The organism is Micromonospora sp. MGP-C2 (assembly GCF_057766525.1).
The window spans coordinates 6,813,022-6,833,373 of record NZ_JBYMEN010000002.1 but is presented as its reverse complement, the minus strand read 5'-3'; the positions used below and the strand labels follow the sequence as shown (position 1 = coordinate 6,833,373).

Sequence of the window (20,352 nt, the reverse complement as noted above, 5' to 3'; positions counted from 1 at the left end):
ACAGCACCGTGGGCTCGTCAGGATCAGGCCGCAAACGGCGTACCAGCGCTCGTGTGGTCCGCGGTGAAGTCGTTGACCTGAGGGCGCGTGAGGTGCCGGCGCAGGGTCTCGGGCAGAGACACGTCAGGTAGCAGAACAGTGAGCGCCCCGATGACCGTCCCGCAGACCCGTCAGCACGCTTCCATAGCGGCTGGCGTGCAGGATGCCCTCCAGCACCACGTGGTAGCCGTGGTGGAGCGCGAAACGCACGGTCTGCCCGATCAACGCCGGTCCCGCTCCGCCGGGCCGGTCCCGCTCGCGCAGCACGATGCGGCGCAGGTAGTCCTGCTCGACCAACGCACAACCCCGGCCGTGCCGACGCCGCAGCTCCCTGGCAATGCTGCTCTTACCGGAACCGGAGTTGCCTCGGATGCGGACGAGGACCCTTTCCGGGCTGCCGGTCGGGACGGAGTCTGCGGCCACGCGTTCCCGCGCAGTCAGTCGTTGCGCCCGATCAGTATGCGGGCGTCGACTGCCAGTCGAGTGGGTGCTGACGCGGGCGTCAAAACAACATCTGGGCACCCACCCGTGAAGGGAGAATGCCCAGATGATTGCTGGTGCGCCACCAGGGACTCGAACCTCACACCCGCAAAGTGAGAGATCGCGGGGCGGGGACGGCCCGATCCCGTCAGGCGCCGCGCAGGGTCGCGCCGAGGCGCTCCGCCGCGACGGCGACCGCCGCGTCCCGTGCCGCGACCGCCTCCTCGACGGTGAGCGTCCGGTCCGGTGCCCGGAAGGTGAGCTTGTACGCCAGCGACCGGCGACCGTCACCGAGCTGCGCGCCGGAGTACACGTCGAACAGCCGCACGTCCTCCAGCAGCTCACCGGCGCCCGCCTCCAGCGCACGGCGCACCTGCTCCGCCGGCACCGAGTCGTCCACCACCAGGGCCACGTCGATCAGCGCCGGCGGGAAGCCGGACACTGTCGGCGCGGGCGTCACCGGGGTCGGCGGCAGCGTGTCGAGGTCCAGCTCCATCGCGCAGGTGCGCCGGGGCAGCTCCAGCGCCGCGACGACCACCGGGTGCAGCTCACCGGCGTGCCCGACGACCGCGCCGTCGACCCGCAGCTCGGCGCAGCGGCCCGGGTGCCACGGCGCGTACTCGGCCGCCCGCACCTCGACCCGCTCGCCGGGGATCCCGGCGGCGTCGAGCACGTCACGGGCCGCCTCGATCGCGTCCGCCCAGCCGGCCGGTCGACCCGCACCCCACCAACCGGCGGGGTCGAGGTCGCCGGCGAGCACCACCGCGACGTGCACCGGCTGCGCCGGCACCACCGCGTCGGCGGCCGCGAACTCCGCGTCGGTGGGACGCCGGTCCACGCCCATCGCCGGCGGGCTGCCGGCGCCGACGCGCGGGTGGAAGACCGCGCCGATCTCGTAGAGGGCGAGGTCGCGGTGACCTCGACCGAGGTTGCGCTTGAGGATGCCGAGCAGTGGGCCGAGCAGCGTGGTGCGTAGCAGCGGCTCCTCCTCGGACAACGGGTTGGCCAGCCGCACCGCGGGGCGACGCGGGTCGTCGGCCGCCAGGCCGAGCTGGTCGGCCAGCTCCGGCGACACGAAGGGGTGCGCGAGCACCTCCACGTACCCCCGCTCAGCGAGGGACCCGGCGACCGCCCGGCGCCGACGTTGCCGCGGGGTCAGGCCGCGACCGGGGGGCGCGGTCGGCAGCACCGACGGCACCCGGTCGTACCCGTCGAGGCGGACGACCTCCTCGACCAGGTCGGCCGGGTCGGTCAGGTCGGGCCGCCAGGTCGGCGGGGTGACACTCAGCGCCGTCCCGGCGCCGCTGGCCACGCCGACCGCGCCCGGGTCCTCGGACAACCGGTCCACGCCCTGCGCGACGGTGCAGCCGACCCGCTCCAGCAGGGCGACCACCCGCGCCGGCGGGTACTCCACGCCGACCCGCCGGGTGGGCAGGTCCGCCGGCAGGGTGATCGGGGTACGCGGACGGACGTGGTCGATGTCCAGGACCTCCGCGCCCGGGGTGCCCCCGCCGTGCTCGGTGAGCAGCCGCACGGCACGTTCCAACGCGACCAGCGCCACGGCCGGGTCGACGCCCCGCTCCCAGCGCTTTGCGGCCTCGCTGAACAGCTTGTGCCGGCGGGCCGTACGGCCGACCATCGCCGGGTCCCAGTGCGCCGCCTCGAAGAGCACTGTGGTGGTGTCGGCGACGACCTCGCTGGTCTCGCCGCCCATCACGGCCGCGAGGGAGATCGGCCCCGTGTCGTCGCAGATGACCATGTCGTCGGCGGTGAGCACCCGGTTGACACCGTCCAGGGTGGTCAGCTTCTCCCCTGCCTCGGCGCGGCGGACCACCAGCGGCCCGACGACCCGGTCGGCGTCGAAGGCGTGCATCGGCTGGCCCAGCTCCAACATCACGTAGTTGGTGATGTCCACCGGCAACGAGATGCTGCGGATGCCGGCGGTGACCAGCCGCTGCTGCATCCACGACGGGGTGGGCGCGCTCGGGTCGACGTCCCGGACCAGGCGGGCGGTGAACCGGTCGCAGCCGACAGTGTCGCGGACCTCCACCGGGTACGCGGGTGTCTCGGTGCCGCCCGGCGCGGGCGCCAGGGCCGGGTCGTGCAGCGGCACGTCGAACGCGTGCGACAGCTCCCGGGCCAGGCCGCGCAGGCTCAGCGCGTACCCCCGGTCGGGGGTGATCTCCAGATCGAGCACGACGTCGTCGAGGCCGACCACCGGGCGCGCGTCGTCGCCCGGCTTGGCCGTCACGTCCGGCCCCAGCACGATGATGCCGGAGTGGTCGTCGCCGAGGCCCAGCTCCTTCGCCGAGCAGATCATGCCCGCGGAGTTGTGCCCGTACGTCTTGCGGGCGCCGATCGCGAACCCGCCGGGCAGCACACCGCCGGGCAGGATCACGACCACGCGGTCACCGACGGCGAAGTTGCGCGCCCCGCAGACGATCTCCTGCGGCTCCCCGGTGCCGTTGGCGTCACCCACGTCGACCCGGCAGAACCGGATCGGCTTCTTGAAGCCGGTGAGCTCCTCGATCTCGCGGACCTCACCGACGACGAGCTGACCGGTGACGGAGGCGGCCAGGTCCACGACGGACTCGACCTCGATGCCGAGGTCGACCAGGGCCTGCTCCAGATCACCGGTGGGCAGGTCGGCGGGGAGGTCGACGTACTCCCGCAGCCAACTGACAGAAACTCGCATGACCTCAGACCACCGTTCCCGTGTCTCGTACCCGCATCGCCTACGCCCCGGTCCCGAGCGCGCGGCTGAACCGCACGTCGCCCTCGAAGAGGTGGCGGATGTCGCTGACCCCGTGCCGGACCATCAGGGTCCGGTCGATGCCCATGCCGAAGGCGAATCCGGAGTAGACCTCCGGGTCCACGCCGCAGGCGCGCAGCACCCGCGGGTTGACCATGCCGCAGCCGCCCCACTCGACCCACTGCGGGCCGTCGCGGTGCTCCGGGAACCACACGTCGAACTCCGCCGACGGCTCCGTGAACGGGAAGTAGTGCGGCCGCCACCGGGTCTTCGCCTCCGGCCCGAACATCGCCCGGGCGAAGTGGTCGAGCGTGCCCCGCAGGTGCGCCATCGTGATGCCCTTGTCGACCACCAGACCCTCGGCCTGGTGGAACACCGGGCTGTGCGTGGCGTCGATCTCGTCGGTGCGGTAGACGCGGCCGGGCACGATCACGTAGATCGGCGGCTTGCGGCTGAGCATGGTGCGGGTCTGCACCGTCGAGGTGTGCGTACGCAGCACAAGGCCGGAGCCCTCCGGTGCGATGTGGAACGTGTCCATCAACCCGCGCGCCGGATGGTCGGCGGGGATGTTCAACGCGTCGAAGTTGACCCACTCCAGGTCGACCTCGGGCCCCTCGGCCACCTCGTAGCCCATCCCGACGAACAGGTCGCTGATCGACTCCATCAGGACGCTCAGCGGGTGTCGGGCGCCCCGGGGACGCCGGTTGAAAGGCAGGGTGACGTCCACCCGCTCCTCGACCAGCACCCGCTGGGCCTGCTCACGCTCCAGCACCTCGGCGCGGTCGGCGTACGCGGTCTCGATCGCCCGGCGGGCCTCGTTGACCCGCTTGCCAGCGTCGGACTTCGCGGCCGGCGGCAACGCGCCGATCTCTCGGCGGGCGAGCGAGACCGGTGACCGGTCACCGAGATGCACCGAGCGCAGCGCGGTCAACGCGTCCGGGTCGGCGGCGGCCGTGAACGCCTTCGTGGCGTCCGCGACAGCCTCGTCCAGGGCGGCGGGGTCGAGCAGGGCGACCTGCTTCGGGTCGTACGGATCGTTGCGGTAGCTCATGGCGTACGGGCACTCCCTCACGGCGGCGCCAGCCCTCACCGGGGGCGGCTAAGCGAGTCTACGGACGCGCGGCTGTGCCGCAGCCCGCCGGTAGGAGTTGTGCAGGGAGCAGGTCAGGCCCGCCGCCCGCCGACACCGGCGGGCTGGCTAAACGAACGCCGTGTCGCGTTCATGGGCGGACGCTCTCCCCTGCTGTCAGTCGCGCCGGGCACGATCACCCTCAGCGCTGTGCTCTCGCTGAAGCGTACAGGCACACCGCCGCTGCGGCAGCCAGGTTGAGGCTCTCCGCGCGCCCGTACAACGGCACCCGCACCCGGGCGTCGGCGGCGGAAGCCAACTCCTCGGGCAGGCCGTGCGCCTCCGAGCCGAACAGCCAGGCCGTGGGCCCGACGAGCCGACCGTAGTCGGTCATGTCGTCCAGGTCGCTGTCGCCGTACCCCGTGGTGGCGAAGATCGACAGCCCGGCGGCGCGCAGCGCGTCGACCACCTGGGCGGGGTCTGCGGCGCGCACCACGTCGAGGTGGAAGAGGCTGCCGGCGGAGGCGCGTACACACTTGCCGTTGTACGGGTCGACGGCCTCGCCGGCGAAGACGACCGCGCCCGCCCCGGCCGCGTCGGCGGTGCGCAGCACCGTGCCGGCGTTGCCCGGGTCGCGGATCTCGGCGAGCACCGCCACGAGCCGGGGCGCACCCGCGAGGGCCTGCTCCAGCGACACGTCGAGGTGCCGGCAGACGGCGACCAGTCCCTGCGGGGCGACGGTCTCGGTCAGCGCGGCGAGGGCCTCGTCGGTGACCTCGGAGACGGGCACGTCGGCGCGGGCCGCCGTGGCGGCCAGATCCGGGTGCCGGTCGAGGGCGGCGGTCGTACCGAACAGTTCGGTGACCACCTCCGGCCGCGCGAGTGCCTCGCGGACCGCCTGTGGGCCCTCGGCCAGGAACTGGCCGGTGGTGTCGCGGTCCCGGCGGCGTTGCAACCGTCGGGCGGCGACAACCCTGGGGGTACGCGGGGTGAAAGCCATGGTGTGCGCTCCTCCGGCACGATTGAGGCGCGCCCCGGACGGCGGTGCCGACACGGGAGACGCCTCGTTCTGGTGCGTGGGGATCAGGCGGCCTGAGCCGCCGCGCCGCCGGTGCCCTCGGCCGTGACCGCGGCCCGGGCCAGCTCGACGATCGCCGCGAAAGAGGCGGCGTCGTTGACAGCCATGTCGGCCAGGATCTTGCGGTCGACCTCGATGCCGGCCAGACGCATGCCCTGGATCAGGCGGTTGTAGGTCATCCCGTTGGCCCGGGCGCCCGCGTTGATCCGCTGGATCCACAGCTGCCGGAAGTCGCCCTTGCGGTCGCGACGGTCCCGGTAGGCGTACTGCATCGAGTGCAGCACCTGCTCCTTGGCCTTGCGGTACAGCCGGGAGCGCTGACCGCGGTAACCACTCGCGGACTCCAGCAGGGTACGACGCTTCTTCTGGGCGTTTACAGCCCGCTTGACGCGTGCCATCTCAACTCCTTATTACGTAAAGGTGGCGCGCGTCAGCGGCCGAGCAGCTTCTTGATGCGCTTGACGTCGGCCTTGGCCAGCACGACCGTGCCGGTCAGCCGGCGGGTCTGGGTGGAGGGCTTCTTCTCCAGGTTGTGACGGAGGCCGGCCTGCTGGGCAACGATCTTGCCCTTGCCGGTCACCTTGACCCGCTTACCCATACCCGTGTGGCTCTTCATCTTCGGCATGTGGAACGTCTCTCCCCTGTTACTCGCCGCTGGTATCGGCGGCGAGGCCGGTGTCACCGGCTGCTGCGGTCTCGCCGACCGCTGCGGTCTCATCGGCTTCCGGAGCGGCGGACTCGTCCCCTGCCCGGTCCCGAGGTCCACCGCGGGACGCCGTGGCGGCGACCGCGGAGGCCTTGACGGCCCGATGCGGAGCGAGAACCATGATCATGTTTCGGCCGTCCTGCTTCGGAGCGGCCTCGACGTATCCCAGTTCCGTGATCTCGGATTCGAGTCGACGCAGAAGCCGGTAACCCAGCTCCGGACGACTCTGCTCGCGACCGCGGAACATGATCGTCACCTTGACCTTGTCGCCCGCCTTGAGGAACCGCACCACGTGACCCTTCTTGGTCTCGTAGTCGTGCGGGTCGATCTTCGGTCGAAGCTTCATTTCCTTGATGACGGTCTGCTGCTGGTTACGCCGCGCTTCGCGCGCCTTGAGTGCGCTCTCATACTTGAACTTGCCGAAGTCCATGAGCTTGCACACCGGCGGGCGCGCCATCGGCGCAACCTCGACCAGGTCCAGATCGACGTCCGCGGCCAGCTGAAGAGCGCGCTCCAGCGGGACGATGCCCACCTGCTCACCCTCTGGGCCGACCAGTCGGACCTCACGTGCCCGGATCTGCTCGTTCACGCGTGGTTCGACGCTGATGGGGCCTCCTCGAGTCGCTTCTGCTCAGTGCCGACCCCCGCGGCCCCCGGATGGGAACCAACCCGAAAAGCAGAAGGCCCCGGCGCATGCCAGGGCCCGCTCGACCGGTCAGCACGATCACAGGATCGCGCATCCGGCGCCGGGACATGCCCGGAACCGGTGACCGGACCCGGCCACCGTAGCGGCGACTCGGGTGGGAGCAGGCGCTCCGCTTTCAAGGCTGTCTGCTCGCACGCGGAGACAGCCTGGTCGACTCGACAACACTACACCGGCGCCCCGTCCGCCCCCAAACCGGGCACCACCTGAGGGTCAAGGCCCTGCCCGCGCCGGCCGTGCTGGCCGCCCCGCCCCAGGCGTGCCGGACGGGTCGGGCGAGTCGCGCGGGCGCGAGCGCGGGCCAAGATCCGCGCAGTTTCCCTGAAAGTGCTGCCTCCGGCGACGCTGAGACAGCAGTTTCAGGGAAGTTGTCCAGATCTTGCCGATGGGATGCGGGTCAGCGACCGGCGGCGCGTTCGGCGAGGTGGGCCTGGTGCGCCTCGTGCAGTCGCCGCAACGCACGGACCCCGTCGACGGCAAGCTCCTTGTCGGCGGCCTGGAGGGCGATCATCGGCAGGAGGTCGTCGTCATGCAGGTCCAGGCTGGCCCACGGCGCGCCCCGGTCGAACCGGACTCCCCGGACAACCTCCCAGGGCAGCTCGTAGGAGCTGATGATGTTGCGCACCCGGACGCCACGCGCGTCCGCCTCCACCCGCGGACGGGTGAACAGCAGGAAGCCCAGCGCCCCGAAGATGCCCAAGCCGACCATAGCGATCTGGTCGCCGCGCTGGAAGCTGCCGTAACCGTCGCCGGTCGGCCCGCTCAGCGAGGTGGCGACCAGACCGAACACCACCACCAGCGCAACCGCCGCCGACCAGCAGACCACGCGGATGCGGCGGGGCTTCAGGCGGACCAGTTCGGTTTCACTCACCCCACCAGTCTGCCATCCGCACCCACCCGCGGGCCGCACCACCCGCCGAGCGAACACTCAGCCCAGCCATGCGGGCACCCACACGGTCACGACCACATCGTGCGACCGGGCAACACGGCACCGCACCGCACCGCACGGCACCGCACGGCACAGCACGGCACAGCACGGCACAGCGGCACAGCACCGCACCGCACCGCACCGCGAAGATCGTGCTCGATCCAGGATCCAGTGGCCTCCGTCGAGATCGACACCACTACTTCAATGATCAAGCGCGATCTTCCCGGTCGGGGCACGGCCGCCGGGAGGTTCCTCGCCGCACACCCGCGCCGCACACCCGCGCCGCACACCCGCGCCGGACACCCGCGTCGGCGCGACAGATCCACTCGGGTTTCGTGAAACGGGGGTGTCCCCGGCGCGCGGACACCCCCGTTTCAACGAACCCGAGTTGATCAAGCGCCGGGCCGCCCGCCGGACGAAACCGGTCAGAGGCGACAGGCGTGGATGTTGGTGACGAGGATGGCGCGAGCGCCCAACTCGTACAGCTCGTCCATGATCCGGTGGACGTCGTCGCGGAGCACCATCGCCTGCACCGCCACCCAGCCCTCGCGGTGCAGCGGCGAGACGGTGGGTGACTCGATGCCCGGGGTGAGCCCGCTGGCGCGGTCCAGCAGGCCGGCCGGCACGTCGTAGGCGAGCATCACGTAGCGGCGGGCCACCAGCACACCGTGCAGACGGCGCAGCAACTGCTCGGCCTGCGCGTTCGCGGGCGCGCCGGCACGCCGGACCAGCACCGCCGAGGAGCGCAGCAGCGGCTCCCCGAACACGACGAGGCCCGCCTGGCGCAGGGTGGCGCCGGTCTCCACGACGTCCGCGATCACGTCGGCGACACCGAGGCGTACGGCGTTCTCCACCGCACCGTCGAGGCGGATCACGTCGGCCTTGACTCCCACCTCGCCGAGGTGCCGCTCGACCAGCCCGGGGTACGCGGTGGCGATCCGGTGGCCCCCCAGGTCCTGGACGGAGGCGATGTCGTCGGGGCGGGCGGCGAAGCGGAAGGTGGCCCGCCCGAAGGCGAGGTCGACGACCTCTTCGGCCGGCGCGGCCGAGTCGATCAGCAGGTCCCGGCCGGTGATCCCGAGGTCGAGGTCACCGGAGCCGACGTAGGTGGCGATGTCCTTGGGGCGCAGGTAGAAGAATTCGACCTCGTTGGCCTCGTCCCGGCAGACGAGGTCCTTGGGGTCGGTGCGCTGGCGGTAGCCCGCCTCGCGCAGCATCTGGGCGGCCGGCTCGGCCAGGGTGCCCTTGTTGGGGATGGCGACACGCAACATGACGGAGTGCTCCTTCGATCCGGATGGCGATCAACGGGTGGGGGCACTCACAGATGTCGGTAGACGTCCTTGAGGTCGAGACCACTGGCGAGCATGAGCACCTGGACCTGGTAGAGCAGTTGGGAGATCTCCTCGGCGGTGCGCTCCGGCCCCTCGTGCTCGGCGGCCATCCACGACTCGGCCGCCTCCTCGACGACCTTCTTGCCGATGAAGTGCACCCCCTTTTCCAGGGCGGCGACGGTGCCCGAGCCCGGGGTGCCGGCGGCGGCCTTGGCCTGCAGCTCGGCGAACAACTCCTCGAACGTCTTCACGGGAGAGGATTCTTCCAGCCGGTCGACTCGCACCGTACGTCCGGGTCCGCCAACACCCGGTCAGCGGGACTTCGAGGCGGCAATTCCCTATCGGCATGGTGGGACAACCTTCGATCGATGCTCATGGAGCTCTACGCTGTCGGCCATGGCCAGCAGCTCACGTCTCCTCGCGCTCACCCTCGCCGGTGCCGCCGTCGTAGCCACCGCCGGATGCGCGCCACAGAAGGAACTACCAACCCCCACTGTCACCACGGGTCCGTCCTGCGCCAAGGACAGCCTGCCCACCCGTACGCCGGGCAAGCTCACCATCGCCACCGACCAGCCCGCGTACGAGCCGTGGTTCTCTAAGGACAAGCCGGAGAGCGGCGAGGGCTTCGAGGCGGCCGTCGCGTACGCGGTGGCGGAGAAGCTCGGCTACGCCCGCGCAGACGTCACCTGGACGCGGGTGAAGTTCGACACCGCGATCGCGCCCGGGCCGAAGGACTTCGACTTCGACATCAACCAGTTCTCCATCACCGAGGAGCGCAAGCAGGCGGTGGACTTCTCCGCGCCGTACTACCTGGTGCGGCAGACCGTCGTCGCGTTGAAGTCCTCGAAGATCGCTGGCAGGACGTCGCTGGCCGATCTTCGCGACGCGCGGCTCGGCGCCCAGGTGGGCACCACCAGCTACCAGGCGATCACCGACGTGATCAAGCCGTCGGCCAAGCCGCAGGTCTACAACAGCAACGACGACGCCAAGAAGGCCCTGCAGAACGGGCAGCTGGACGGTCTCGTGGTGGACCTGCCGACCGCCTTCTACATCACCGGGGCGGAGATCACCGACGCGACGATCGTGGGGCAGGTGCCGCAGGTCGGTACGCCCGAGGCGTTCGGGTTGCTGCTGGACAAGAACTCCGCGCTGACCTCCTGCGTGACCGGCGCGGTCGGTCAGCTCACCGCGGCCGGCGCGCTGAAGCAGTTGGAGCAGACGTGGCTCGCGCAGGCGGCGGGGGCGGCCGAGCTGCGGTGACGCTCCTGGATCACGTGCCCTCCGAGGCGCAGCGGCGGCGGTCGGCGTACCGGCATCGGCAGACCGTCTACAGCGTGGTGGTCGCGGCCTGTTCCACGGCGGCGCTCGGCACGCTGCTGGTCGTCGCGGTGACCGGTGCGCCCGGCTGGGACCGGGTGCGGCAGTCGTTCCTGGACCCGGAGATCGCCCGGGACGCGTTGCCGGCGGTGCTGAGCGGGCTCTGGCTCAACGTCCGGTTGCTGGTCTGCTGTGCGGTCGGCGCGCTGCTGCTCGGGCTGGTGATCGCTGTGCTGCGGACGTTGCGCGGCCCAGTCTTCTTCCCGGTCCGGGCGCTGGCCGCCGGCTACACCTACACCTTCCGCGGCCTGCCGCTGATCATCGTGCTGTACCTACTCACCCTCGGCGTGCCCGGCCTGCGACTGCAGGGGATGCCGCCGGTGCTGGTCCTCGGTGGGGCCGCGTTGGTCCTCACCTACAGCGGTTATCTCGCCGAGGTGTTCCGGGCCGGCATCGAGTCGGTGCACCCCAGCCAGCTCGCCGCGGCGCGCTCGCTGGGCCTGACCTACCGGCAGACGATGCGCCACGTGGTGCTGCCGCAGGCCGTCCGCCGGGTGGCGCCGCCCCTGCTCAACGACGTGGTGGCGTTGCAGAAGGACGTCGGGCTGGTCTCGCTCGCCGGGCCCATCGACGCGGTCCGCGCGGCTCAGATCGCCACCGCCCAGTCGTTCAACTACACGCCGTACGTCGTGGCGGGGGTGCTCTTCGTCCTGCTCGCGATCCCACTGATCGCGGTCACCGACTGGGTGACGCTGCGGGCGGCGCGCCGACAGTCGGGAGGCTGAGGATGGCTTTGCTCCGCTGCCGGGGTCTGCGCAAGGAGTTCGCCGGCCAGGTGGTGCTCGACCAGCTCGACCTGACCGTCTCCGAGCATCAGGTGGTGGCGCTGATCGGCGCCTCCGGGTCGGGCAAGTCGACGCTGCTGCGCTGCGTGAACCTGCTGGAGGAGCTGGACGACGGCACCATCGAGCTGGACGGGGAGGACATCTCCGATCCCCGGGTTGACCCGGACCGGGTCCGTCGGCGCATCGGCATGGTGTTCCAGGCGTACAACCTCTTTCCGCACCTGAGCGTGTTGGAGAACGTCACCCTCGCCCCGCGCCGCGTACACCGGCGGGCCCGGGCGGAGGCGGAGGCCCAGGCCCGGGAGCTGCTCGACCGGGTGGGGCTCGGCGCCAGGGCGGACGCCTACCCGGACCGGCTCTCCGGCGGGCAGCAGCAGCGGGTGGCGATCGTCCGGGCACTGGCGAACTCACCTCGGCTGATGCTGCTCGACGAGGTGACCTCCGCGCTGGACCCGGAACTCGTCGGTGAGGTGCTGGCGATGATCCGGGACCTGAAGGCCGACGGGATGACCATGGTGCTGGCCACCCACGAGATGAGCTTCGCCCGGGAGGTCGCCGACGAGGTGTGCTTCCTCGACGAGGGTCGGGTCGTCGAGAGCGGCCCGCCCGAGCAGGTGCTGGGCGAGCCGACCCAGCCGCGCACCCGGCAGTTCCTGCACCGGATCATCGAGGCCGGCCGGCTCTGAAGCGGGCCGCCCCTCAAGCCGGCCAGGGCGGGGCAGCCGCCGGCAAGCGCGGGGCAGCCGCCGGCGAGGATGCCTCAGCCGCCGAAGCCGACCCGCTGGGCGCTGCCGGCGGCGACGGTCCGGACGGCCAGCGCGGCGTCGAGCGCGGCGACGGTCGCGGCCCAGCCCTTGTCCTCCGCCGAGCCGGGCAGACCGGCGCGGTCCCGGGCCTGCTCGATGGTCTCCACGGTCAGCACCCCGTGCGCCACCGGCTTGCCCTCGTCCAGCGCCACCCGGGTCAGCCCGTCGGTGACCGAGCGGCAGACGTAGTCGAAGTGCGCGGTGGAACCGCGGACCACCACGCCGAGCGCGACCACCACGTCGCAGCGGCGCGCGAGGGCCTGGGCGACCACCGGAAGCTCGACCGAGCCGGCGACCCGGGCGACCACGGACCGGGCCCCGCACGCCTCGGCGGCCGCCAACGCCCGCTCCAGCATGTGGTCGGTGAGGTCGCCGTGCCAGCGGGCGGCAACGACCCCGACGGTCAGCCCCGCGGCATCCACCGCGTCGACTCCCGGCTCACCGAAACCCGCCATCGTCATGCTCCGATCTCGTCGTTGGCGACCGGGCGCCCCAGCGGCGCCTCGGACAGCTCGTCCAACTCGTCCAGCAGGTGACCCATCCGGTCCCGCTTGGTGCGCAGGTAGCGCAGGTTCTCCGGGTGCGCGCCGGCCGGCAACCCCTCCCGGCCGGTGATGGTCAACCCGTAGCCCTCCAACCCGGCCCGCTTGGCCGGGTTGTTGGTCAGCAGTCGCATCGAGCGCACGCCCAGGTCGTAGAGGATCTGCGCGCCGGTGCCGTAGTCGCGGGCATCGGCCGGCAGGCCCAGGTCGAGGTTGGCGTCGACGGTGTCGCGGCCGGAGTCCTGCAACTGGTACGCCTGCAGCTTGTGCAGCAGCCCGATGCCGCGCCCCTCGTGCCCGCGGACGTAGAGCACCACGCCCCGGCCCTCCCGCCCGACCCGGGCCAGCGCGGCGTCCAGCTGCGGCCCGCAGTCGCAGCGCAGTGAGCCGAACACGTCCCCGGTGAGGCACTCGGAGTGCACCCGCACCAGCACGTCCTGGCCGTCGCCGAGGTCGCCCAGCACCATCGCGATGTGTTCGGCCGGGTCGTGCTCCGCGCGGTAGCCGAGCGCCCGGAACACCCCGTGCCGGGTGGGCATCCGGGCGTCGGCGACAAGCTCGACCTGCTTCTCGGTCCGCCGCCGGTAGGCGATCAGGTCGGCGATCGTGATCAGCGTGAGGCCGTGCTCGGCGGAGAACTTCTCCAGGTCCGGCAGCCGCATCATGGTGCCGTCGTCGTTGACCAGCTCGCAGAGCACGCCGGCCGGGCGCAACCCGGCCAGCCGGGTCAGGTCGATCCCCGCCTCGGTGTGCCCGGGGCGGCGCAGCACCCCGCCCTCGCGGGCGCGCAACGGCACGACGTGCCCGGGCCGCGCCAGGTCGGTCGGGTCGGTCGCCGCTGCCGCGAGCAGCCGGCTGGTGTGCGCGCGGTCGGCCGCCGAGATGCCGGTGCTGACGCCCTCCCGGGCGTCCACTGTCACCGTGTACGCGGTGCCGCGCCGGTCCTGGTTGGTGTGGTGCATCGGCGGCAGGTCGAGGCGGTCGGCCTCGCTCTCGGTCAACGCCACGCAGACGTACCCGGAGGTGTAGCGCACCATGAACGCCATCAGCTCCGGTGTGGCCAGTTCGGCCGCGAAGATCAGGTCGCCCTCGTTCTCGCGGTCGGCGTCGTCGACGACGACCACCGGTCGACCGGCCGCGATCTCGGCGACCGCCTGCTCGATATCCCCGAAGCTGGTCACGCCACGGCCTCCCGGTAGATGGGCGTACGGGCGAGGGCCGCGGCGCGCGAGGTGCGCCACCAGGCGGCGAAGCCCCAGGCGCAGAGGGCGCCGTAGATCAGGTACATGACCGCCGACGGGTAGAACCCGCCGCGCAGCAGCAGCGGCACGCCGACCGCGTCCACCGCGATCCAGAGCAGCCAGAACTCCACCCAGCCGCGTGCCATGCCGTAGGTGGCCAGCAGGCTGCCGGTGAGGATCCAGGCGTCGGGCAGCGGACCCCACGAGCCCAGCGCCTTGAGCACCGGGTACGCGGCGGCGGTGCCGACCACGGCGGCCAGCAGCAGCATCAGCCGCTCCCGCCCGGTGGCCCAGCGCGGGACGACCGCTGCCTGACCGGCGTCGGCGCGGCGGTTCGACTGCCAGCGCCACCAGCCGTAGACGCTGACCGCGAAGAAGAACACCTGTCGGCCGGCCTGCCCGTACAGGTCGTGCTCCTGCGGGGTGGCGAACACCCCGCCGAGGAAGACGGTGAGCAGCAGCGCGTTGCCGACCATGCCGACCGGCCACGCCCAGACCAGCCGGCGCAGCCCGAGCAGCGCGGAGACCAGCCCGAACGCGTTGCCGACGATCTCGCGGGCCAGCACCGGCGAGCCGCCCACCTGCACCTGTGCGTCCAGCAGCCAGCTCAGCGGGCCCATCAGGCCACCCCGCCGGTGATCGGGGCCACCCCGGTGCCGTCGGTGCCGGTGAGCCGGTCGCCGAGCAGCCGCTCGACGTACTTGGCCAGCACGTCGACCTCCAGGTTGACCGGGTCGCCGACGCTCTTCGCGCCGAGCGTGGTCAGCTTGAGCGTGGTCGGGATCAACCCGACGGCGAACTCGTCCGCGCCCACCTCGGCCACGGTCAGCGAGACACCGTCGATGGTGATCGAGCCCTTCTCCACCACGTACCGGGACAGGGCGGCGGGCAGCCGGAACCGGACCGTCTCCCACTGCTCGGCCGGCTCCCGGGAGAGCACCGCGCCGACGCCGTCCACGTGGCCCTGCACCAGGTGCCCGCCGAGTCGGCTGCCGAGTGCGGCGGCCCGTTCCAGGTTGACCGGGTCGCCGACGTTCAGCGCGCCCAGCGCGGAGCGGCGCAGCGTCTCCCCCATGACGTCGGCGGTGAAGACCCCGTCGGCCACGTCCACCACGGTCAGGCACACGCCGTTGACCGCGATGGAGTCGCCGTGCCGGGCGTCGGAGATGACCAGCGGACCGCGTACGCCGATCAGCGCCGAATCGCCCGCCGTCGGCGTGACCCGGACGATCTCGCCCAACTCCTCGATAATGCCGGTGAACATCTCAGCCCTCCCTTTTGCGGGGCAAAGCGGTGATCCGGAGATCCGGACCGATCTGCGTAACGTCGACGAACTCCAGATCGATGGCCTCAGCGATGGTGCTCACTCCGGCGTCGACCAGGGCGGTCGGGCCGGCGCCGAGCAACCGGGGCGCGACGTACCCGACGATCTTGTCGACCAGGCCGGCCCGCAGGAACGCGCCGGCCAGCCGGGGGCCGCCCTCCAGCAGCACCGCGCGGACCCCGCGCTGGTGCAGCGCCGCGAGCAGCGCCGTCAGGTCGACCCGGCCGTCCGGGTCGGCGCCCACTTCGTCGGCGGTCGCGATCCACGTCCGCGCGGCGCCGTCGCGGACCCGGGCGTCAGCCGGGGTACGCCCCGAGCTGTCCACCACCACCCGCAGCGGCTGCCGGATGGCCAGGCTGCCGTCGCGAAGGTTGCGAGCGGTCAACCGGGGGTCGTCGGCGAGAACGGTGCCCACCCCGGCGAGCACCGCGTCGACAGTGCCACGCAGGGCGTGCACGTCGATCCGGGCCGCCTCCGAGGTGATCCACATGCTGGTGCCGTCGAGCGCGGCGGAGCGCCCGTCGACGGTTGCGGCGTACTTCCAGATGACGTACGGCCAGCCCCGGCGCATCGAGGTCAGCCAGGCGACGTTGCCGGCCTCGGCCTCCTCGCCGCGTACGCCCAGGTCGACACGGACCCCGGCGGCGCGCAGGGTGGCGGCGCCGCCGGACGCGACCGGGTTGGGGTCGGGCACGGCGATGACCACCCGGGCGACCCCGGCCTGGACGAGCGCGGAACTGCAGGGGCCGGTGCGGCCGGTGTGATCGCACGGTTCCAGTGTGACGACGGCGGTGCCGCCCTTGGCCCGCTGACCGGCCTGCGCGAGGGCGACGATCTCGGCGTGCGGCCCGCCGGCGTACGCGTGGAAGCCCTCACCCACGACCTGGCCTTCGTCGTCGAGCAGCACGCAACCGACCACCGGATTGGGGCTGGTCGTGCCGAGCCCGCGCGCCGCCAACTCGATCGCACGCCGCATCGCCTCATCGACGGAGACGCTGGCCATCGCGCTGCCCCTGCCCTCTCACTCGCCGGTCCGCGCGCTGGCGGTCAGGGAGGCTGCGGCCATGGGGCCGCGGGCAGGCGGAGGCGGAGTCCGGGAACGGCGCAGCCGCCCCGGGGGGCTCGGCACGGCACGCTGAAGCCAGCGGCCGGCTCGGACCCGTCCGTCCCGCGCGCTGTCTCCCATCCGGACTGTCTGGGCGCGGACGAACCGCCCCCAACCGTCGGCCCCGGATTTTCACCAGGTCCACCGGGCGGCCAGAGCCGTCCGGGTCGCGGGCTGACCACGGTTGGACCGTGGATCACCGCCGGTTCGGAATTTCACCGAGTCCCGCCAGCGCGTGGTGGGTTATACGGGCAGTCTTACACGCCGATGAGGGTGCGCCGCCACCTAGGCGAGGTACTTCACAGCGGGATCACGCGTCAGGTGACGCCGCGACGCCGGTCCACTGCCACGTACGAGCCCGGCTGGCTCTTGGCGACCGTCTTCATCTCCGAGGCCACAGCGATCGCTTCGAGGGGGTCGGTGAACCGCTTGCCGGCGTCGGAGAGGGACACCCCGATGGAGAGCGTGACCAAGGCGGCGCGCCGGATGTTGCCGCGCCGGTCCTTCAGCTCGACGAAGCCGCGCTCACGGTCGGTCGCGTCGTAGAGCGTGTCGGCCGACTTCTCGAAGTCGACAACCGCCCGGGACGTCAGCGGGCGGACCTGGTCCGGGGCGCAGACGATGACGAAGTCGTCGCCACCGACGTGACCGAGGAAGGCCGGTGGCAGCCCCACCGCCACCACCGCCCGGTGCAGGCTGCGGGCCAGCGCGGAGATGAAGTCGTCGCCGCGGACGAAACCGTAGCGGTCGTTGACGCTCTTGAACCGGTCGATGTCGATGTAGCCGACCGCGTAGTCGACACCGTGGCGGACCCGGTCGCTGATCTCCCGACGGATCCGGCTGTTGCCGGGCAGCCCGGTCAGCGGGGAGACCTCCCGGAACTCCTTGTTGCGGCGCAACGTGGACGAGACCCGGGCCACCAGCTCGGCGGTGTCGAACGGCTTGACCAGGTAGTCGTCGGCGCCGGCGCTGAGACCGTGCACCTTGTCCACCGTCATACCCTTGGCGGTCAACATGATCACCGGAATGGCGGAGGTCATCGGGTCGGCGCGCAGCCGCCGGGTCAGCTCCAACCCGTCGATCCGGGGCATCATCAGGTCAATCACCGCCAGGTCCGGACGCTGGCGTTCGATGACCTCGAGCGCCTCCTGACCGTCGCTGGCGTGGATCACCTCGAAGCCGTGCAGCCGCAGGTTGAACTCGACGAAACGAGCGATGTCCTCGTCGTCGTCGACGACGAGGATGATGTCCTTACGGTCGTCGTCGGAGTCCACCTCAGGCGCCTGGAGCCGCGCGTGCCGCCAGTGCCCGCAGGTGCCGTACGGCCTCGGCCGGGTCGGCGGCGCCGTACACGGCGGTGCCGGCCACGAACGCGTCGGCGCCCGCAGCGGCGGCCTGCTCGATGGTGTCGGCGGCGATGCCGCCGTCCACCTCGATGCGCAGTTCCAGGTGCCCGGCCGAGATGTGCCGGCGGGCGGTACGAACCTTGTCCAGCAGTTGCGGGATGAACCGCTGCCCGCCGAAGCCGGCCTTGATCGTCATGATCAGCAGGGTGTCGAAGCTGGGCAGCAGGTCGAGGTACGGCTCGATCGGGGTGTCCCGGTCGATGGCCAGGCCAGCCTTCGCACCGGCCGAGCGCAGGTCCTTGGCCAGCGCCACCGGGTCGTCGGACGCCTCGGCGTGGAAGGTGACGTTGTACGCCCCGGCGTCCGCGTAACCGGGGGCCCAGCGCCGCGGATCCTCGATCATCAGGTGCACGTCGAACGGCATCGCGGTGACAGCCCGCAGGCTCTGCACGACGGGCAGCCCGATGGTCAGGTTCGGCACGAAGTGGTTGTCCATCACATCGACGTGCAACCAGTCCGCGGCGTCCTCGACGGCACGGACTTCTTCGGCGAGGCGGGCGAAATCGGCGGCCAGAATGCTCGGCGCGACGATCGGCGGCGGTACGGTCACGTGGTCAGTGTACGAACGTTGCGGACCGCAACCCGCATCGCGGCACCAACAGGGACGCGCTGTGACCCAGCAGTGACCAGTGGTGCAGAATTGGTCGCTCCGGACCGCCGATTCCGGACGAACAGACGTCAGTGGCTGGCCGATCGACGGAAAGGCGACGACACTCCAACCGGGACTGTGCCGTAGGCTGCACGCCCGCCGGGGTCTCGCCGCGGGGCGCGGTGACCGGCCGCCAGCTCCCGGAAGGGCGGACGATGCGACGGTGGCTTCCAGCGCTGGCGCTGGCCGGCGTCACCACGATGCTGCTGGCCGGCTGCGCGCCGGCGCGAGGCGCGGACGGTGACCTCACCGACGACTGGCCGGCCCTGCGGGTCCCGAAGCCGTTCGCTCCCGCCGCCGACACCTGCCTGCCCCGGATCATCCCGGTCGTGCAGGCCAGCACCTACGAGACGGTGGACTGCGCGCGCAGCCACCTGGCCGAGACCATCCACGTCGGCACGTTCGTCGGGCCCGACGCGCTGACCGAGACCCGACCCGAGTCCGGGTCGCCGGCGCTGCGCACCGCCCGCGCCGAGTGCGACCAGCGGGCCCGGGAGGTGCTCGGCGGCGACTGGCACACCGCCCGGCTGGCGCTGTCGCTCGCGTTGCCGTCCGCACCCGCCTGGTCCGGCGGCGCGCGCTGGTTCCGCTGCGACCTCAGCGAGACCGGCAGCATCGACAACACCCGCCCGGTCAACCGCACCGGCAGCCTGCGCGGTGCGTTGATCGGCGACAACCCGCTGACGCACCGCTGCTTCGACCCGAAGCTGATCGGCGACAACCTCAACTACATGGCGCCGGTGCTCTGCACCGAACCGCACCGCGCCGAGTTCGTGGGCGTCTACGAGGAGCGGGACATGAGCTGGGCCGACTTCAAGAAGTCGCCCGCGCAGGCGCACCAACGTTGCATGCAGTTGATCGCCGAGTTCGCGTCCGTGCCGAACAACAGCGACCTGCCGTACCGGGCCGGGTCCATCTACTACCCACCGTCGCAACGCGAGTGGGAGGAGGGTGACCGGGGCGTTCGGTGTTTCCTGTGGAGCGACGACCGCAAACTCACCCGCTCGATGCGGGGTGCCGGCCCGGAGGGACTACCGGCGATCTGAACATCGGTGCCGTATGCTGCTGCGCCGTGGCGCTACCGACCGGCGAGGTCCGGCCGGAGGCCACCAGCGGCGGGAGGTCGGGGATGCGACGGTGGTTGGCGGCGTTCGCCGGGGGTGCGGCCCTGACCCTGGCACTGGCCGGGTGCGGCGCACCCGCCGGAGTCGACACTGACCTCATCGACGACTGGCCGGCGCCTGTCGCGGCGCAGCAGTTCGTTCCCGCCGCCGACGTCTGCCACCACTCCTCCCAGCAGGTCGGCTTCCTGAGCGGTTACAACCCGATGCCGTGCACCGAGGCCCACCGGGTGGAGACCATGCACGTCGGCACCCTCACCGGCCCGGGCGCCGAGCGCGACGCACCGCCGCAGGCCGGGTCGGTGGGCATGCGGGCCGCGCAGAGCGCCTGCGACACCGAGGTCAACAAGGCGCTGGGCGCCGACTGGCGGTCCGGGCGACTCGGCGTGACAGTCGTGCTGCCCTCGCCGCAGGCGTGGTCGGGCGGGGCCCGCTGGTACCGCTGCGACGTCACCGAGATCGCCAGCATCGACGACACCGCCGTCGACCTGCGCACCGGCAGCCTCCGGGGCGCACTGTCCGGCGCGGCGCCACTGGCGTACCGCTGCTTCAACCCGAAGCTGGTCAAGGACGACGTCGACGAGATGGTGCCGGTGTCCTGCACCGCCAAGCACCACGCCGAGTTCGTCGGGGTCTGGCAGGCGCCGGACGTCACCTACGCCGAGTTCTCCCGCACCATCAAGCGCACCCACCGTGCCTGCCAGTCGGTGATCGCCAAGTACGCGAAGGTACCGGACAACTCCCAGCTCGACTTCCGCGCCGGGACGATCTACTACCAGCCGTACGAGGAGGAGTGGAAGAACGGCAACCGTGGCGTGCAGTGCTTCCTCTGGATCTCCGACCGCAACCTCACCCGCTCGATGAAGAACGCCGGCAACAAGGGCCTCCCGGTCACCTGAGCTGAAGGAAG

Annotated in this window: 21 protein-coding genes, 1 pseudogene and 1 riboswitch; of the genes and pseudogenes, 5 read left to right on the top strand and 17 right to left on the bottom strand. The window is 71.8% G+C overall.

From position 1 onward, the window contains the following. Window positions 1–47: 47 nt before the first annotated feature. The 10 genes and pseudogenes from AC3CF1_RS31400 to AC3CF1_RS31355 form a co-directional block, all read right to left on the bottom strand. Window positions 48–411 (bottom strand): annotated as a pseudogene (locus tag AC3CF1_RS31400) (P-loop NTPase family protein); the annotation flags it as partial. Window positions 412–667: 256 nt separating this feature from the next. After that, complete coding sequence (gene pheT, locus AC3CF1_RS31395) at window positions 668–3,214, bottom strand: phenylalanine--tRNA ligase subunit beta (RefSeq protein ID WP_488451883.1); 2,547 nt, start codon at window positions 3,212–3,214, stop codon at window positions 668–670. Window positions 3,215–3,254: 40 nt separating this feature from the next. Continuing rightward, on the bottom strand, window positions 3,255–4,322 hold the full coding sequence (gene pheS / locus AC3CF1_RS31390; RefSeq protein WP_088947488.1) for a phenylalanine--tRNA ligase subunit alpha: 1,068 nt from the start codon (window positions 4,320–4,322) through the stop codon (window positions 3,255–3,257). 220 nt (window positions 4,323–4,542) lie between these two features. Next, entirely contained in the window at window positions 4,543–5,340 is a 798-nt protein-coding gene (locus AC3CF1_RS31385) for a TrmH family RNA methyltransferase (protein ID WP_488451882.1), read from the bottom strand. A gap of 83 nt (window positions 5,341–5,423) precedes the next feature. Next, window positions 5,424–5,816, bottom strand: a complete 393-nt coding sequence (gene rplT / locus AC3CF1_RS31380; RefSeq protein ID WP_088947486.1) for a 50S ribosomal protein L20 — start codon at window positions 5,814–5,816, stop codon at window positions 5,424–5,426. A gap of 32 nt (window positions 5,817–5,848) precedes the next feature. Beyond that, window positions 5,849–6,043 carry a 50S ribosomal protein L35 gene (gene rpmI, locus AC3CF1_RS31375; RefSeq protein ID WP_007458415.1) on the bottom strand — a complete coding sequence of 65 codons (195 nt, stop codon included), beginning with the start codon at window positions 6,041–6,043 and terminating at the stop codon, window positions 5,849–5,851. A gap of 19 nt (window positions 6,044–6,062) precedes the next feature. Then, window positions 6,063–6,713: a translation initiation factor IF-3 gene (gene infC, locus AC3CF1_RS31370; protein ID WP_088947485.1), complete on the bottom strand. Its 651-nt coding sequence runs from the start codon at window positions 6,711–6,713 to the stop codon at window positions 6,063–6,065. A 511-nt stretch (window positions 6,714–7,224) separates the two neighbouring features. Further along, window positions 7,225–7,698 (bottom strand): PH domain-containing protein, encoded by a 474-nt coding sequence (locus tag AC3CF1_RS31365; protein ID WP_172862001.1) that lies wholly within the window; start codon window positions 7,696–7,698, stop codon window positions 7,225–7,227. Between the two features lie 482 nt (window positions 7,699–8,180). Beyond that, window positions 8,181–9,026, bottom strand: coding sequence for an ATP phosphoribosyltransferase (gene hisG, locus AC3CF1_RS31360; protein ID WP_488451881.1), 846 nt, complete (start codon window positions 9,024–9,026; stop codon window positions 8,181–8,183). A gap of 47 nt (window positions 9,027–9,073) precedes the next feature. Next, a complete protein-coding gene (locus tag AC3CF1_RS31355; protein ID WP_088947482.1) occupies window positions 9,074–9,337 on the bottom strand; it encodes a phosphoribosyl-ATP diphosphatase in 264 nt (87 codons plus the stop codon). 145 nt (window positions 9,338–9,482) lie between these two features. Here AC3CF1_RS31355 and AC3CF1_RS31350 point away from each other — a divergent pair, with 145 nt between their 5' ends. The 3 genes from AC3CF1_RS31350 to AC3CF1_RS31340 are packed head-to-tail and all read left to right on the top strand — an operon-like array spanning window position 9,483 to window position 11,934. Next, entirely contained in the window at window positions 9,483–10,346 is an 864-nt protein-coding gene (locus AC3CF1_RS31350) for an ABC transporter substrate-binding protein (RefSeq protein WP_488451880.1), read from the top strand. Next, window positions 10,343–11,188, top strand: coding sequence for an amino acid ABC transporter permease (locus AC3CF1_RS31345; RefSeq protein ID WP_099857298.1), 846 nt, complete (start codon window positions 10,343–10,345; stop codon window positions 11,186–11,188). The genes AC3CF1_RS31350 and AC3CF1_RS31345 overlap by 4 nt, the downstream gene beginning before the upstream one ends. Window positions 11,189–11,190: 2 nt before the next feature. Next, window positions 11,191–11,934 carry an amino acid ABC transporter ATP-binding protein gene (locus tag AC3CF1_RS31340; RefSeq protein WP_088947479.1) on the top strand — a complete coding sequence of 248 codons (744 nt, stop codon included), beginning with the start codon at window positions 11,191–11,193 and terminating at the stop codon, window positions 11,932–11,934. A 74-nt stretch (window positions 11,935–12,008) separates the two neighbouring features. Here the strand turns inward: AC3CF1_RS31340 and ribH are convergent, their stop codons facing one another. The 7 genes from ribH to rpe all read right to left on the bottom strand — a co-directional run bounded on the left by ribH (window position 12,009) and on the right by rpe (window position 18,222). Beyond that, on the bottom strand, window positions 12,009–12,509 hold the full coding sequence (ribH, locus tag AC3CF1_RS31335; protein ID WP_088947478.1) for a 6,7-dimethyl-8-ribityllumazine synthase: 501 nt from the start codon (window positions 12,507–12,509) through the stop codon (window positions 12,009–12,011). A 2-nt stretch (window positions 12,510–12,511) separates the two neighbouring features. Continuing rightward, window positions 12,512–13,777 carry a bifunctional 3,4-dihydroxy-2-butanone-4-phosphate synthase/GTP cyclohydrolase II gene (locus AC3CF1_RS31330; protein WP_088947477.1) on the bottom strand — a complete coding sequence of 422 codons (1,266 nt, stop codon included), beginning with the start codon at window positions 13,775–13,777 and terminating at the stop codon, window positions 12,512–12,514. Continuing rightward, the gene (gene pnuC, locus AC3CF1_RS31325; RefSeq protein ID WP_099852278.1) at window positions 13,774–14,457 is read right to left on the bottom strand and encodes a nicotinamide riboside transporter PnuC; all 684 of its coding nucleotides are present in this window, start codon (window positions 14,455–14,457) and stop codon (window positions 13,774–13,776) included. Before pnuC ends, AC3CF1_RS31330 begins: the two co-directional genes overlap by 4 nt. Further along, window positions 14,457–15,101, bottom strand: a complete 645-nt coding sequence (locus AC3CF1_RS31320) for a riboflavin synthase (protein WP_488451879.1) — start codon at window positions 15,099–15,101, stop codon at window positions 14,457–14,459. Before AC3CF1_RS31320 ends, pnuC begins: the two co-directional genes overlap by 1 nt. A gap of 1 nt (window position 15,102) precedes the next feature. Continuing rightward, entirely contained in the window at window positions 15,103–16,164 is a 1,062-nt protein-coding gene (ribD, locus tag AC3CF1_RS31315; RefSeq protein WP_387382198.1) for a bifunctional diaminohydroxyphosphoribosylaminopyrimidine deaminase/5-amino-6-(5-phosphoribosylamino)uracil reductase RibD, read from the bottom strand. A gap of 167 nt (window positions 16,165–16,331) precedes the next feature. Further along, window positions 16,332–16,503: riboswitch (FMN riboswitch) on the bottom strand. An 80-nt stretch (window positions 16,504–16,583) separates the two neighbouring features. Further along, window positions 16,584–17,654, bottom strand: coding sequence for a response regulator (locus AC3CF1_RS31310; protein WP_355162665.1), 1,071 nt, complete (start codon window positions 17,652–17,654; stop codon window positions 16,584–16,586). Next, window positions 17,542–18,222, bottom strand: a complete 681-nt coding sequence (rpe, locus tag AC3CF1_RS31305) for a ribulose-phosphate 3-epimerase (RefSeq protein ID WP_088947472.1) — start codon at window positions 18,220–18,222, stop codon at window positions 17,542–17,544. The genes AC3CF1_RS31310 and rpe overlap by 113 nt, the downstream gene beginning before the upstream one ends. A 254-nt stretch (window positions 18,223–18,476) precedes the next feature. Here rpe and AC3CF1_RS31300 point away from each other — a divergent pair, with 254 nt between their 5' ends. Together AC3CF1_RS31300 and AC3CF1_RS31295 are read left to right on the top strand one after the other, a co-directional pair. Next, window positions 18,477–19,367, top strand: coding sequence for a septum formation family protein (locus tag AC3CF1_RS31300; RefSeq protein ID WP_141908853.1), 891 nt, complete (start codon window positions 18,477–18,479; stop codon window positions 19,365–19,367). An 83-nt stretch (window positions 19,368–19,450) separates the two neighbouring features. Continuing rightward, window positions 19,451–20,341: a septum formation family protein gene (locus tag AC3CF1_RS31295; protein WP_330468420.1), complete on the top strand. Its 891-nt coding sequence runs from the start codon at window positions 19,451–19,453 to the stop codon at window positions 20,339–20,341. The last annotated feature ends 11 nt before the right edge of the window (window positions 20,342–20,352 follow it).

Bases quoted from the DNA above. Each gene is read 5' to 3' on its own strand.
- hisG (WP_488451881.1), bottom strand. From the start codon at position 9,026: ATGTTGCGTGTCGCCATCCCCAACAAGGGCACCCTGGCCGAGCCGGCC.
- rpmI (WP_007458415.1), bottom strand. From the start codon at position 6,043: ATGCCGAAGATGAAGAGCCACACGGGTATGGGTAAGCGGGTCAAGGTG.
- ribH (WP_088947478.1), bottom strand. From the start codon at position 12,509: ATGGCGGGTTTCGGTGAGCCGGGAGTCGACGCGGTGGATGCCGCGGGG.
- AC3CF1_RS31385 (WP_488451882.1), bottom strand. From the start codon at position 5,340: ATGGCTTTCACCCCGCGTACCCCCAGGGTTGTCGCCGCCCGACGGTTG.
- AC3CF1_RS31320 (WP_488451879.1), bottom strand. From the start codon at position 15,101: ATGTTCACCGGCATTATCGAGGAGTTGGGCGAGATCGTCCGGGTCACG.
- pnuC (WP_099852278.1), bottom strand. From the start codon at position 14,457: ATGGGCCCGCTGAGCTGGCTGCTGGACGCACAGGTGCAGGTGGGCGGC.
- AC3CF1_RS31350 (WP_488451880.1), top strand. From the start codon at position 9,483: ATGGCCAGCAGCTCACGTCTCCTCGCGCTCACCCTCGCCGGTGCCGCC.
- rplT (WP_088947486.1), bottom strand. From the start codon at position 5,816: ATGGCACGCGTCAAGCGGGCTGTAAACGCCCAGAAGAAGCGTCGTACC.
- AC3CF1_RS31300 (WP_141908853.1), top strand. From the start codon at position 18,477: ATGCGACGGTGGCTTCCAGCGCTGGCGCTGGCCGGCGTCACCACGATG.
- AC3CF1_RS31295 (WP_330468420.1), top strand. From the start codon at position 19,451: ATGCGACGGTGGTTGGCGGCGTTCGCCGGGGGTGCGGCCCTGACCCTG.
- pheS (WP_088947488.1), bottom strand. From the start codon at position 4,322: ATGAGCTACCGCAACGATCCGTACGACCCGAAGCAGGTCGCCCTGCTC.
- AC3CF1_RS31340 (WP_088947479.1), top strand. From the start codon at position 11,191: ATGGCTTTGCTCCGCTGCCGGGGTCTGCGCAAGGAGTTCGCCGGCCAG.
- ribD (WP_387382198.1), bottom strand. From the start codon at position 16,164: ATGGCCAGCGTCTCCGTCGATGAGGCGATGCGGCGTGCGATCGAGTTG.
- pheT (WP_488451883.1), bottom strand. From the start codon at position 3,214: ATGCGAGTTTCTGTCAGTTGGCTGCGGGAGTACGTCGACCTCCCCGCC.